Annotated in this window: 16 protein-coding genes; 15 read left to right on the forward strand and 1 reads right to left on the reverse strand. The window is 73.7% G+C overall.

Annotated features, from left to right (window positions below; genetic code table 11):
- Together ACYX4T_RS06305 and ACYX4T_RS06310 are read left to right on the forward strand one after the other, a co-directional pair.
- Complete coding sequence (locus ACYX4T_RS06305) at positions 1-480, forward strand: Lrp/AsnC family transcriptional regulator (protein WP_476013703.1); 480 nt, start codon at positions 1-3, stop codon at positions 478-480.
- On the forward strand, positions 480-1,646 hold the full coding sequence (locus tag ACYX4T_RS06310) for an aminotransferase class I/II-fold pyridoxal phosphate-dependent enzyme (RefSeq protein WP_476013704.1): 1,167 nt from the start codon (positions 480-482) through the stop codon (positions 1,644-1,646). Before ACYX4T_RS06305 ends, ACYX4T_RS06310 begins: the two co-directional genes overlap by 1 nt.
- Before the next feature lie 10 nt (positions 1,647-1,656).
- Here ACYX4T_RS06310 and ACYX4T_RS06315 read toward each other — a convergent pair whose 3' ends face one another.
- The gene (locus ACYX4T_RS06315; protein ID WP_476013705.1) at positions 1,657-2,430 is read right to left on the reverse strand and encodes an isocitrate lyase/PEP mutase family protein; all 774 of its coding nucleotides are present in this window, start codon (positions 2,428-2,430) and stop codon (positions 1,657-1,659) included.
- Between the two features lie 172 nt (positions 2,431-2,602).
- Here ACYX4T_RS06315 and ACYX4T_RS06320 point away from each other — a divergent pair, with 172 nt between their 5' ends.
- The 13 genes from ACYX4T_RS06320 (at position 2,603) to ACYX4T_RS06380 (ending at position 12,793) form a co-directional block, all read left to right on the forward strand.
- Positions 2,603-3,658 carry an NADH-quinone oxidoreductase subunit B family protein gene (locus ACYX4T_RS06320; protein WP_476013706.1) on the forward strand — a complete coding sequence of 352 codons (1,056 nt, stop codon included), beginning with the start codon at positions 2,603-2,605 and terminating at the stop codon, positions 3,656-3,658.
- Positions 3,659-3,686: 28 nt separating this feature from the next.
- Positions 3,687-5,489, forward strand: coding sequence for a nickel-dependent hydrogenase large subunit (locus ACYX4T_RS06325; RefSeq protein ID WP_476013707.1), 1,803 nt, complete (start codon positions 3,687-3,689; stop codon positions 5,487-5,489).
- Between the two features lie 3 nt (positions 5,490-5,492).
- Positions 5,493-6,047 carry a NifU family protein gene (locus tag ACYX4T_RS06330; RefSeq protein WP_476013708.1) on the forward strand — a complete coding sequence of 185 codons (555 nt, stop codon included), beginning with the start codon at positions 5,493-5,495 and terminating at the stop codon, positions 6,045-6,047.
- On the forward strand, positions 6,044-6,664 hold the full coding sequence (locus ACYX4T_RS06335; RefSeq protein WP_476013709.1) for a DUF5947 family protein: 621 nt from the start codon (positions 6,044-6,046) through the stop codon (positions 6,662-6,664). Before ACYX4T_RS06330 ends, ACYX4T_RS06335 begins: the two co-directional genes overlap by 4 nt.
- On the forward strand, positions 6,661-7,425 hold the full coding sequence (locus ACYX4T_RS06340) for a DUF6084 family protein (protein WP_476013710.1): 765 nt from the start codon (positions 6,661-6,663) through the stop codon (positions 7,423-7,425). Before ACYX4T_RS06335 ends, ACYX4T_RS06340 begins: the two co-directional genes overlap by 4 nt.
- Positions 7,422-8,822, forward strand: coding sequence for a hypothetical protein (locus tag ACYX4T_RS06345; protein ID WP_476013711.1), 1,401 nt, complete (start codon positions 7,422-7,424; stop codon positions 8,820-8,822). The genes ACYX4T_RS06340 and ACYX4T_RS06345 overlap by 4 nt, the downstream gene beginning before the upstream one ends.
- The gene (locus tag ACYX4T_RS06350; protein WP_476013712.1) at positions 8,819-9,352 is read left to right on the forward strand and encodes a hydrogenase maturation protease; all 534 of its coding nucleotides are present in this window, start codon (positions 8,819-8,821) and stop codon (positions 9,350-9,352) included. Before ACYX4T_RS06345 ends, ACYX4T_RS06350 begins: the two co-directional genes overlap by 4 nt.
- The gene (locus ACYX4T_RS06355) at positions 9,349-9,453 is read left to right on the forward strand and encodes a DUF6893 family small protein (protein ID WP_476013713.1); all 105 of its coding nucleotides are present in this window, start codon (positions 9,349-9,351) and stop codon (positions 9,451-9,453) included. Before ACYX4T_RS06350 ends, ACYX4T_RS06355 begins: the two co-directional genes overlap by 4 nt.
- A gap of 5 nt (positions 9,454-9,458) precedes the next feature.
- Complete coding sequence (locus ACYX4T_RS06360) at positions 9,459-9,836, forward strand: hydrogenase maturation nickel metallochaperone HypA/HybF (protein ID WP_476013714.1); 378 nt, start codon at positions 9,459-9,461, stop codon at positions 9,834-9,836.
- On the forward strand, positions 9,836-10,123 hold the full coding sequence (locus ACYX4T_RS06365; protein ID WP_476013715.1) for a HypC/HybG/HupF family hydrogenase formation chaperone: 288 nt from the start codon (positions 9,836-9,838) through the stop codon (positions 10,121-10,123). The genes ACYX4T_RS06360 and ACYX4T_RS06365 overlap by 1 nt, the downstream gene beginning before the upstream one ends.
- A complete protein-coding gene (gene hypD, locus ACYX4T_RS06370; RefSeq protein WP_476013716.1) occupies positions 10,120-11,280 on the forward strand; it encodes a hydrogenase formation protein HypD in 1,161 nt (386 codons plus the stop codon). The genes ACYX4T_RS06365 and hypD overlap by 4 nt, the downstream gene beginning before the upstream one ends.
- Before the next feature lie 65 nt (positions 11,281-11,345).
- Positions 11,346-12,419, forward strand: coding sequence for a hydrogenase expression/formation protein HypE (gene hypE, locus ACYX4T_RS06375; protein ID WP_476015200.1), 1,074 nt, complete (start codon positions 11,346-11,348; stop codon positions 12,417-12,419).
- A gap of 47 nt (positions 12,420-12,466) precedes the next feature.
- A complete protein-coding gene (locus ACYX4T_RS06380; RefSeq protein WP_476013717.1) occupies positions 12,467-12,793 on the forward strand; it encodes a hypothetical protein in 327 nt (108 codons plus the stop codon).
- Positions 12,794-12,802: the final 9 nt, after the last annotated feature.

Raw genomic sequence — 12,802 nt, forward strand, 5'->3', positions numbered from 1 at the left:
ATGCACGAGATCCTCACCGTGCTCGAGTCCGACGCCCGCGCGACGCCCGAACGGATCGCGGCGCTCACCGGCATCGCCGAGGACGAGGTGCGCGCGGCCATCGCCGGCTGGGAGGCCGACGGCGTCATCCGCCGCTACAAGACCGTCGTCGACCGCGACCGGCTGGGCGACACCCGGGTGACGGCGTTCGTCGACGTCACCGTCGCCCCCGAGCGGGGCCGCGGGTTCGACGACGTCGCCGAGCGCATCGCCCGCTTCCGGGAGATCCGGGCGGTGCACCTGGTCTCCGGCGCCCAGGACCTGCGGGTCGAGGTGGAGGGGTCCTCGATGAAGGAGGTCGCGGACTTCGTCGCCCAGAAGCTCTCGGGCGTCGACCGCGTGACGGCGACGAGCACCCACTTCCTGCTGCGCCGCTACAAGGACGACGGGCAGCTGCTCACCGACCCCGAGCCGGACCAGCGGCTCTCGGTGATGCCCTGATGGCCCCGCGGAAGCCGCTCTCGCGGGTCGTCGAGGCGATGCCGCCCTCGGGCATCCGGAAGTTCTTCGACCTCGCGCAGACGATGACCGGCGTCATCACCCTCGGCGTCGGCGAGCCCGACTTCCCGACGCCGTGGGGCGTGCGCGAGTCGGCGATCCACGCGCTGACCCGCGGCGCCACGACCTACACCGGCAACTCCGGGCTGCTCGAGCTGCGCGAGCTGATCTGCGCGGACCTCGAGGCCCGCCACGGGCTGACCTACCGCCCGGCCGACGAGTGCCTGGTGACGTCCGGGGTGTCCGAGGGGCTCGATCTCGCGCTGCGGGCGCTGCTCAACCCCGGCGACGAGGTGATCGTCCCCGAGCCGTCGTACGTGGCCTACCAGCCGTGCGTGGCGTTCGCGGGCGGCGTGCCGGTGCCCGTGCCGGCCGACCCGGCGCAGGGCTACCGGCTCGACGCCGACGCGATCGCGGCGGCGGTGACCCCGCGGACGAAGGCCGTGCTGTTCGGCTCGCCGTCGAACCCGACCGGCGCCGCGCAGTCCGCCGAGGACCTCACCGCGCTGGCCGCGCTGGCCGCGCGCGAGGACCTCTGGCTGGTCAGCGACGAGATCTACGACCGCCTGACCTACACCGGAGCCCACACCAGCACCGCCGCCGTCGAGGGCGCGTGGGAGCGGACGGTGCTGCTCAACGGGTTCTCGAAGTCGTACGCGATGACCGGCTGGCGGGTCGGCTACGTGTGCGCGCCCGAGCCGGTGGCGGCGCTCATGCACCGCATCCACCAGTACACGATGCTCTGCGCGCCGCACGTCAGCCAGGTCGCGGCGATCGAGGCGCTGAGGAGCGCGGACCCGGACGTCACCGAGATGGTCGCCGACTACGACCGACGCCGGCGGCTGTTCGTCAAGGGCCTCGACGAGCTCGGGCTCACCTGCCCCGAGCCGGGCGGGGCGTTCTACGCGTTCCCGTCGGTCCGCAGCAGCGGGCTGAGCTCGCAGGACTTCGCCGAGCAGCTGCTCGCCGAGCAGAAGGTGGCCGTGGTGCCCGGCGACGTCTTCGGACCCTCGGGCGAGGGTCACGTCCGCTGCTCCTACGCCACCGCGCTCCCCCTGCTCGAGCAGGCCCTCGAGCGCATCGGCCGCTTCCTCTCGACCCGTCCGTGAGCGTGGCGCGTCAGTTGAGCCGGCGGGTGCCCTCGGGCAGGCCGCCGCCGGCGTAGGCGTCCTCGGCGAGCCGCGCGAGGGCGGTGAGGGCCACGTTCTGGCTCCACGGCCCGAACGAGCAGCGGGCCACGCCCAGCTCGGCCAGCCGGGAGGTGGAGGGCATCCCGGGCACGCCGATGACGTTGACCGTGCGCTCGCCGAGCTCGGCCACCAGCGCCCGGATCGTCTCCTCGTCCAGCCGGCCGGGCACGAAGAAGCTCGTCGCGCCCGCCTCGAGGTAGGCGCGCCCGCGCTCGACCGCGTCGGCGAGGACCACCTCCGGGTCGCGGTCGCCGCCGCGCACCCAGGCGTCGGTGCGGGCGTTGAGCGCGAACGGCACGCCGGCGGACTCGGCGGCGGCGACGGCCGCCTCGACGGCGCGCACCGACTCCGCGAGCGGCCTGAGCTGGTCCTCGAGGTTCGCGCCGGCGATCCCGACGTCGATGGCGCGGGCGACGGTGCCGCCCGGGTCGCCGTAGCCGGCCTCCAGGTCGGCGGTGACGGGCAGCTCGGTCTGCCGGGCGATGAGCCCGACCTCCGCGATCATCTCGTCGCGCGGGATGACCTCGCCGTCGGGGTAGCCGCGGGCGGCCGCGATGCCGTGGCTCGCCGTGGCGAGAGCCCGGGTGCCGGGGGTGTTCGCGACGGTCGTGGCCGTGATCGCGTCCCAGACGTTGACGACGACGAGGATCTCGGGGTCGCTGTGCAGGCGGCGGAGTTCCCGGGCCTTCTCGGCGGTGCTCATGGTCGTCCTCGTACCCCGCGAGGGCGTGCTCCACCGGCCGCTGAGGGCAACCACAGTGCGTCCGGCCCTTACGTGCCGCGGCCACTTACCGCCCCGGCGGACCCGCTGGCAGCCTGATCGGACTCGGCGGACCACCACCTGCCACGCCGCCGTGGAGCGGCCGGGGGACGCGGTGACCACTTTCGCCTCGCACGACGACACCACGGTCCACATCCTCTGGATCAACGCCGGCCTGAGCTGCGACGGCGACTCGGTCGCGCTCACGGCGGCGACGCAGCCGAGCATCGAGGAGATCGCGCTCGGGGCGCTGCCGGGACTGCCGAAGGTGGCGGTGCACTGGCCGCTCATCGACTTCGAGTCGGGGCCGGACAAGGGCGCCGACACGTTCATCGAGAACTTCTTCCGCGCCGAGCGCGGCGAGCTCGACGGCCCGTTCGTCCTGGTCGTGGAGGGCTCGATCCCCAACGAGGCGATCAAGTCCGAGGGTTACTGGTGCGGATTCGGCAACAACCCCGAGACCGGGCAGCCGATGACCACGAGCGAGTGGATCGACCGGCTCGCCCCGAAGGCGCTGGGCATCCTCGCCGTCGGCACCTGCGCCACCTACGGCGGCATCCACGCCATGGCGGGCAACCCGACCGGCGCGATGGGCGTCGCCGATTACCTCGGCTGGGACTGGAGGTCGTCCGCGGGGCTGCCGATCGTCAACGTCCCGGGCTGCCCGGTGCACCCCGACAACCTCTCCGAGACGATCCTCTACCTGCTCTACCAGGCGGTCGGCTCGGCCCCGATGATCCCGCTCGACGAGGCGGGCCGCCCGACCTGGCTGTTCGGCAAGACCGTGCACGAGGGCTGTGACCGGGCGGGCTACTACGAGCAGGGGCAGTTCGCCACCGAGTACGGCTCGCCGGAGTGCATCGTCAAGCTGGGCTGCTGGGGCCCGGTCGTGAAGTGCAACGTCCCGAAGCGCGGCTGGATCAACGGTGTCGGCGGCTGCCCCAATGTCGGTGGCATCTGCATCGGCTGCACCATGCCCGGCTTCCCGGACAAGTTCATGCCGTTCATGGACGCCCCGCCCGGCAGCAAGTTGTCCGGGGCGGCGAGCGGGGCCTACGGGACGGTCGTGCGCAAGCTGCGTGACATCACCGCGAAGACGGTCGACCGGGAACCGCGCTGGCGGGCGACGGGCCGGCAGCTGCGCACCGGCTACCAGCCCACCGCGTTCTGAGCCGAGAGAGCTGAGAGAGGTCCGCGCCATGACCGCCACCGCGCCGAAGCAGAGCACGGGTCAGAAGACCGACCTCGTCGAGATGGCCTGGGACCCCATCACCCGGATCGTCGGCAGCCTCGGGATCTACACGAAGATCGATTTCTCCGCCAAGCGGGTTGCCGAGTGCCACTCCACGTCGTCGATCTTCCGCGGCTACTCGATCTTCATGAAGGGCAAGGACCCGCGGGACGCGCACTTCATCACCAGCCGCATCTGCGGCATCTGCGGGGACAACCACGCGACCTGCTCGGTCTACAACCAGAACATGGCCTACGGCGTGCGCCCGCCGCACCTCGGGGAATGGATCATCAACCTCGGCGAGGCCGCCGAGTACATGTTCGACCACAACCTCTACCAGGACAATCTCGTCGGCGTGGACTTCTGCGAGAAGATGATCGCGGAGACCAATCCGGGCGTCCTCGAGCTCGCCAACCGCACCGAGGCCCGCGGCGCCGCCGAGCACGGCTACCGCACCATCGGCGACATCATGCGGGCGCTCAACCCGTTCACCGGCGAGTTCTACCGCGAGACGCTGAAGGTCAGCCGCTACACGCGCGAGATGTTCTGCCTGATGGAGGGCCGGCACGTCCACCCCTCCACGCTCTACCCGGGCGGCGTCGGGACGGTCGCGACCATCCAGCTCTTCACCGACTACATGACCCGGCTCATGTGGTACGTCGAGTTCATGAAGCGGGTCGTGCCCATGCACGACGACCTCTTCGACTTCATGTACGAGGCCCTTCCCGGATACGAGGAGGTCGGGCGGCGGCGCGTGCTCCTCGGTTGCTGGGGGTCGCTCAACGACCCGGAGCACTGCGACTTCGACTACCGGACCATGACGGACTGGGGACGGAAGATGTTCGTCACCCCGGGCGTCGTGGTCGACGGGAAGCTGGTGACCACCGATCTCGTCGAGATCAACCTCGGGATCCGGATCCTGCTGGGCAGTTCCTTCTACCGCGGCTGGGAGGACCAGCCGCTGTTCGTGGAACGGGATCCCCTCGGCAACCCCGTGTCGCAGGACCACCCGTGGAACCAGCACACGATCCCGGCCCCGCAGAAGCGCGACTTCGACGACAAGTACTCCTGGACGATGTCGCCGCGCTGGTTCGACGGCACCGAGCACCTGCCGCTCGACACCGGCGGCGGGCCGATCGCCCGGCTCTGGGCGACGGCGCTCGCCGGGCTGGTCGACATCGGCTACATCACGGCCACCGGCCACAGCGTCGACATCAACCTCCCGCGCACGGTCAACCGGCCCGAACGCACCTTCACCTGGACCCCGCCCACGGACGATCAGGGACGCCCCCTCTCCAACGCGATCGAGCGGGACCGGGCCCGCACCTACTTCCAGGCCTACGCCGCCGCGGCCGCGATGCACTTCCTGGAGAAGGCGCTGGCCGAGGTCCGCGGCGGGCACTCGAAGACCTGGGAGTCGTTCACGGTGCCCGACGAGTCCGTGAGCTGCGGGTTCACCGAGGCGGTCCGCGGGGTGCTGTCCCACCACATGGTCGTGCGGGACGGGAAGATCGCGAACTACCACCCCTACCCGCCCACGCCGTGGAACGGCAGCGTGCGCGACAAGTTCGGCACGCCCGGTCCCTACGAGGACGCGGTGCAGAACACCCCGATCTTCGAGGAGAACCCTCCGGAGAACTTCAAGGGCATCGACATCATGCGCGCGGTCCGCAGCTTCGACCCGTGCCTGCCCTGCGGGGTGCACATGTACCTGGGCAACGGCCGGCAGCTGCACCGGGAGACCTCGCCGACCCAGCTCAACCTGCCCTGAGCCATGGTGACCCCGACCGCCGGCGGGGAGGGCCCCGACCCGGGCGCCGTCGCCGCCACGATCACGCAGCTGCTCGACGAGCTCGCGGACCAGCCGGCCGCGTGCGAGGTGGGCGAGGACCTCGTGCGGGTGCTCATGCAGTTCTACGGCGCCGGCCTCGACCGGGTGGTGTCCATCGCCCGGCTCGGCGGCGGTGACGCGCTCGTGCACCGGCTGGCCGCCGACCCCCTCGTCGCCGCCCTGCTGGCGCTGCACGACCTGCACCCCGTGGAGCTCCCGATCCGTGTCGGGCACGCCCTGGACGCCGCCCGCCGGCGCCTCGGCTCCCACGGCGGGGGCATCACGCTCGACCGCGTCGACACCCACACCGGCACGGTGCACGTCAGCCTCGCGGCCGGGTGCTCCGGCTCGTCGGAGACCGTGCGCGACGTGGTGCGCAGCGCGGTCGCCGAGCTCGCCCCGGAGATCGCGGGCGTCGAGTTCACCGCCGAGGCACCGGGGCCCACGCTCCTCCAGATCGGGCTGGGTCCCCCGGGCGTTCCCGCGGTCGGGTCATGAACGCCCTCGGCGAGGTCGGCGGGCTGCGCCGCTTCCTCGTCCCGCGGGACCGGCGCCCGCCCGCGCGCGTGGAGCGCTGTGACCTGTGCGCAGACGAGCTCCCCGCCGAGCACCCGCACCTCGTGCACACCGGCGAGCGGTCGCTGCGCTGCGCGTGCCGGGCGTGTGCGCTGCTGTTCGGCGAGAGGACCGACGGCCTGCGCCGGGTGCCCGACCGCTGGCTGACGGACCCGGCGTCGGTGCTCACCGAGGCGCAGTGGGACGCCCTGCAGATCCCCGTCGGGCTGGTGTTCTTCCTGCACAGCACGGTGTCGGCCGGCGTGGTCGCCTGCTACCCGGGACCGGCGGGGGCCACGGAGAGCGAGCTGGACCTCGAGTCCTGGGCCGACGGCGTCGGCGCGTGCCGCCTCGCGGCCCTCCTCGAGGCCGACGTCGAGGCGCTGCTGGTGCGCCGGGACCCGCCCGCCTGCCTCCTCGTCCCGGTCGACGCCTGCTACCGCCTCGTCGGCCTGGTCCGCCGGCACTGGCGCGGGTTCGACGGGGGCGCCGAGACCTGGCAGCACGTCGACGCGTTCTTCGCCGACGCGGTCTCCCGCGCGCGGGAGGTGGCCCCGTGACCCTGCCGTTCCCCCGCACCGCGCCCGGCCCGGCGCTGCGGTTCTCCGTCACCGGGGCCGACCACGACCCCGCGGCGCTCGCGCCCACCCTGCGCCTCGCGGTCGCGGTCTCCGAGACGACTGGCACCCGCGTCCACGCGCTCGCGCTGCGCACCCAGATCCGGATCGAGCCCGCCCGCCGCCGGTACACCGCGGAGGAACAGCGCCGGCTCGTCGAGCTGTTCGGCGAACCGGAGCGCTGGGGCCGGACGCTGACCCCGGTGCAGCTGGCCACCGTGGCGTCGGTGACGCCGGGCTTCTCCCGCGAGCACTCGCTGACCCTCGACGTGCCCCTGAGCGCCGACACCGACCTCGCCGCGACCCGCTACTTTCGCGGCCTCGCGGGCACCGGCGAGGGACCCGACGAGCCGGGAACCCACCGTCCCGGTACCGCGGACCGGGAGGGCGAGGTGCCCCTCCTGCTGCTGTTCAGCGGCACCGTGTTCTACGAGGGCGGCGCCGGGGTGCAGGTCGGCCTCGTGCCGTGGAGCAGCGAGGCGACGTTCCGCCTCCCGGTCGCGGTGTGGCGGACGATGATGGCCGCGCACCACGGCGGCACCGTCTGGATCCGGCTGCCCGAGCGCACCGCCGCCGACCTGGCCGCCTGGCGCGCGGCGCGTGCCCTGCCGTCCTGGGAGCAGACCGTCGCCGCCCTGCTGGCCGCCGCCGACGGGGACGGCGAGGTTCACGGCGAGGGTCACGGCGAGGGGAGGGCGCCGTGAGCACGACCGACCCGGTCGCCGGGGTCGCCGAAGCCACCGAGGTCGCCGAGGTCACCGCCGTCGCCGACGCGGTGCTGTTCGAGGGCTACCTCCTCTACCCCTATCGGGCGTCGGCACGGAAGAACGCGCTGCGCTGGCAATTCGGCGTCCTGGTGCCTCCGGCCGTCGCGCCGCGCCTCGCCGAGCCGTCCCGCAGCCGCACCGAGCTGCTGCTCGAGCCGCGGGCCGGGGCCACGCTGCGCCTGCGCGTGCGGCTCCTCCAGGTCCAGGAACGGGTCCTCCTCGACCGCGAGGGCCGGGTCCGGGCCGAGATGACGGTCGATGGGACCCCGTACTTCGGCTGGGACGAGGGCCTGCCCCGCGAGATCGACGCCGCGGTGCCGCTCGACGAGCTGCGCGAGGGACCGGTGACGGTCCCCATCGCGCTCCCCGGCACCGAGTCCCGCGACCCGATCGTCGACGCGGCCGGCGCCGTCCACGGCGCCTACCTCCGGCGGACCGACCAGCTCGCGGGCCACGCCGAGCTGTCGGCGACGCCCGTGCCCGGCCCGTACGGGGCGTGGCGCCTGCGGCTCGACGTCGTCAACACCACGGCGTGCGCCGCGGACCTCCCGCGGGACGCGGCCCTGCGCCGCTCGCTGGTCGCCGTGCACAGCGTGCTCGGGCTGGACGCCGGCGCGTTCCTCTCCAGCACCGACCCGCCGGAGTGGGCCGCCGCGGCGGTGGCCGCATGCGTCAACGCGCACAGCTGGCCGGTGCTGGCCGGGGCGCCCGGCACCGCCCGGCTGGTGCTGGCCTCGCCGATCATCCTCGCCGACCACCCCCAGCTTGCCCCCGAGAGCCCGACCGACCTGTTCGACGGCACCGAGAACGACGAGATCCTCAGCCTGCGGACCCTCGCCCTCACCGTTGAGGAGAAGCGGGAGGCCCGGGCCACCGACCCCCGGGCCGCCGAGCTGCTCGACGCGCTCGACGCCATGGGCCCGGCGATGTTCGAGCGCCTGCACGGCACGATCCGCCCCGACGGCCGGGCCCCCGACGAGGTCCCCGTCCTCGTCACGCCGGGCACACCCCCGCCTGCCACACCCTGGTGGGACCCCGCCGCCGACGCCTCGGTCGACCCGGCGACCGACACGACCCTCGTCCAGGGGCGACCGGTGTCGCGGGGCAGCGCGGTCGTGCTGCGGCCCGGTCCCGGCGGTGACGCGCAGGACGTGTTCCTCGACGGGGCGTCCGCGACCGTGCAGGCGGTGGTGCACGACGTCGACGGCCGGGTCCACGTCGCGGTCACGCTCGACGACGACCCCGGCGCCGACCTCCAGGCCACGCACGGCCGCTTCCGGTACTTCCGCCCCGACGAGCTCGGGACCGGTTCCGGGATGGGGGAGGCCCCATGAGGATCCTCGTCGGCGGCGCCGGCAACGTGTTCCTCTCCGACGACGGCTTCGGGTCGGCGGTGGCCCGCCGCCTGCTGGGCGCCGGGGGCCTGCCCGCGTCGGTCGACGTCGTCGACGTCGGCGTGCGCGGCATGCACCTCGCCTACCAGGTTCTGGAGGGCTACGAGGTGCTGCTCGTGGTCGACACCACCCGGGGCGGTGGACCGCCCGGCTCGCTGTACCTGCTCGAGCACGACCTCGCCGGCGCCGGTGACGGCGCGGCGTTCGACCCGCACGGGATGGAGCCCGACGCGGTGCTCGACCTCGTCGGGGCGCTGGCCCGCGCGGTCGGCGCCCCCGAGCTGCGCCGGGTGCTGGTGCTCGGCTGCGAGCCCGCCGAGCTCGGCGCCGGCATGGGCCTGACGCCGGCCGTGGCGGCGGCGGTCGACGCCGCGGTCGAGGCCGTGCCGCGCATCGTCGCCCACCTCCTCGACGACCGCCCCTTCACGCCCGCCACGAGCGGGCTCCGCACCGACACGGGAGCCGCATGATGAAGAAGATCCTGGTCCTGGCCCTGCTCGGCGGCGCCGGGTACGTCCTCTGGGACTCCCGTGACGACATCCGCCGCTACCTGCGCATCCGGAACATGTGAGAGCCGTGCACGAGTTCGGGGTGGCCGCGGCGGTGCTCGACGCCGTGGAGGCGCGCGCCGCCGGTCGGCGGGTCAGCGCTGTGCGGGTCCACGTCGGCGCGCTCCAGCGCCTCGACCGGCCCGTGTTCGACCAGGCGTTCGCCCTGATCGGCGACGGCGGCGTCGCCGACGGAGCCGTGGTCGAGATCGTGGAGGTGCCGGTGGGCGTGCGGTGCCGCGGGTGCGCCGCCACGACCACCGCCGACGAGCTGGTCACCACCTGCGGCAGCTGCGGCGGGCACGACCTCGAGCTCGGCAGCGGTGACGAGCTCGTCCTGGAATCGATCACCCTCGCGGACCGGACCCCTCGGGCCGGGACGCCGACCGAGGAGGAGGTGGGCTGATGTGCCTCGGTATCCCGGGTGAGCTCATCGAGACGGCCACCGACGACACCGACCTCGCCCTGGTCTCGGTGGCCGGGGTCCGCCGGCGCGTCAACGTCGGCCTGATCACCGAGGACGAGGATCTCGCGGTGGGCGACTGGGTGCTCATCCACGTGGGCTTCGCGCTGGCCAAGATCGACGAGGCGGAGGCGCAGGCCGCTCTCGAGATGCTGCACGGCCTGGGCCCGGCCTACGACCAGGAGCTGGCCGACTTCACCGGCTCCGCGGTCGGGAGGGAGGGGCTGTGAAGTACGTCGACGAGTTCCGCGACCCGGACACCGCCCGGGCGCTGGCCGCCCGCATCGCCGAGCTCTGCGAGCCGGGCCGGCGCTACGCGTTCATGGAGGTCTGCGGCGGGCACACCCACACGATCTACAAGCACGGCCTCGAGGACCACCTGCCCGAGTCGATCCGGCTCGTGCACGGGCCCGGCTGCCCGGTGTGCGTGCTGCCGATGGGCCGCGTCGACGACGCCATCGCCATCGCGGCGCAGCCCGGCGTCATCATGACGGCGTTCGGCGACATGATGCGGGTGCCCGGTGGCCGGGGCTCCTTCTTCGACGCGAAGGCCGCCGGGGCGGACATCCGGATGGTCTACAGCCCGCTCGACGCCCTCAAGATCGCCCGCAACACCCCGGACGAGCACGTGGTCTTCATGGCGATCGGGTTCGAGACCACGGCGCCGTCGACCGCGATGACCGTCCTGCGCGCCGCGCGGGAGGGCCTCGAGAACTTCTCGGTCTTCTGCAACCACGTCACGATCATCCCGGCGATCAAGGCCATCCTGGACTCCCCCGACCTGCGTCTCGACGGGTTCCTCGGCCCCGGCCACGTCTCGACGGTGATCGGGTGCCGGCCCTACGAGTTCATCGCCCGCCGGCACGGCAAGCCGCTCGTGGTCGCCGGCTTCGAACCGCTCGACATCCTCCAGGGCGTGTACCAGCTGATGCGCCAGCTCGACGAGGGCCGGTGCGAGGTCGAGAACCAGTACAGCCGGGTCGTGCCGTGGCCGGGCAACCGCCGGGCCCTCGAGGTGATCGGGGAGGTCATGGAGCTGCGCCCCTGGTTCGAGTGGCGCGGCCTGGGCTTCATCTCGCAGTCCGCGATGCAGGTGCGGGAGGCGTACGCGGCCTTCGACGCCGAGCGCCGCTTCGCCGTGCCGGGCGTGCGGGTCGCCGACCCGAAGGCCTGCCAGTGCGGCGAGGTGCTCAAGGGCGTGCTCGAACCCTGGGAGTGCAAGGTGTTCGGCACCGCCTGCACGCCCGAGACCCCCATCGGCACGTGCATGGTGTCCTCCGAGGGCGCCTGCGCGGCGTACTACAACTTCGGTCGCTTCAGCCGGTCCCGCGTCCGCGCCGGCACGGCCGGACCGACCCCGCTCGCCGACCCGGTGGTGCTGCGGTGACCGGGGACGTCACGAGGGCGGGCTGGGCCGAGGACGCCGTCGCCACCCACGCCGGCGCCGAGCACCTGCGCACCGAGGAGCAGGTCCTCGAACGGATCGAGCGGGCGCGCCGCCGCCGTCCGCGCGTGCGCGAGGAGCGGATCACCCTGGCCCACGGCGCCGGCGGCAAGGCCACCCGCACGCTCGTCGAGGCCGTGTTCGTCGACGCCTTCCGCAACCCCGTGCTCGAGCAGCTCGAGGACGGCGCCGCGGTGACCGTGGGCGGCGCCCGCCTCGCGTTCACCACCGACTCCTTCGTCGTCTCGCCGCTGTTCTTCCCCGGCGGCGACATCGGCGACCTCGCGGTCAACGGCACCGTGAACGACCTGGCGATGTGCGGGGCGGTCCCGCGGCACCTCTCGGTCGGGGTCATCCTCGAGGAGGGCTTCCCGGTCGCCGACCTGCAGCGCATCGCCGCCTCCATGGCGCGCGCCGCCGCGGCGGCCGGGGTGGAGATCGTCACCGGTGACACGAAGGTCGTGCGCCGCGGGCAGGCCGACGGCTGCTTCCTGACCACCGCCGGGATCGGGGTGCGCGAGCGGGACGTCACGCTCGGCGCGGCGACGGTCCGGCCGGGTGACGCGGTGCTCGTGTCCGGGCCGATCGGCGACCACGGGGTCACCGTGATGCTCGCCCGCGGGGAGCTCGACATCGAGGCGGACGTCGTCTCCGACACCGCACCGCTGCACGGCCTCGCCGCCGACCTGCTCGACGCCGCCGGCGAGGGGGCACGGGTGCTCCGCGACGCCACCCGCGGCGGGGTCGCCACGATCCTCAACGAGATCGCCGGCGCCGCCGGCGTGGGCGTCGTCGTCGACGAGGCGGCGGTGCCCGTGCGCGAGGAGGTCCTCGGCGCCTCCGAGCTGCTCGGGATCGACCCCCTCTACGTCGCCTGCGAGGGCCGCCTGGTGGCCGTCGTCGACGCCGCGCGCGCCGAGGCGGCCCTCGCGTCGCTGCACGCCCACCCGCTGGGCGCAGACGCCGCGGTGATCGGGCACGTCGCGGACGACCCGCCGGGGCTGGTGCTCCTGCGGACCGCCTTCGGCGGCACCCGGATCGTCGACCTCCTCGTCGGCGACCCGCTGCCGCGCATCTGCTGACCGGTCGACGCACTCGAGGACACCGACAGGGACGAGGAGGACCGACGATGAAGGACGCCGAGCGGGGCGCGGAGAAGGCGTTCCGTCCCCGGGAGCACGCACCCGAGCCGGGTCCGGGGCGCGAGCCGTCCCGGGAGGAGGAGGCCGGGATGCGTGACACCGAGACCGACCCGCAGCCGCCGCTCGGGGTCGGGGAGAGCCTGTCCACCCGGGGCGAGGAGGTCGCCGCGCACGCCGAGGACGAGGCCGGCCGGCAGGGCGCCTCGGGCCGTCCCTACGGGCATGGCAGCGGCAACGAGCCCCGCGGGGTGCACCCGAACCCGCCCGTGACCGAGGAGAGCCCCGACCTCCCGACCGGGGACCAGGGCGGCTGAGGACCGGCT

This window comes from Actinomycetospora sp. ABD4_176 (assembly GCF_056311855.1).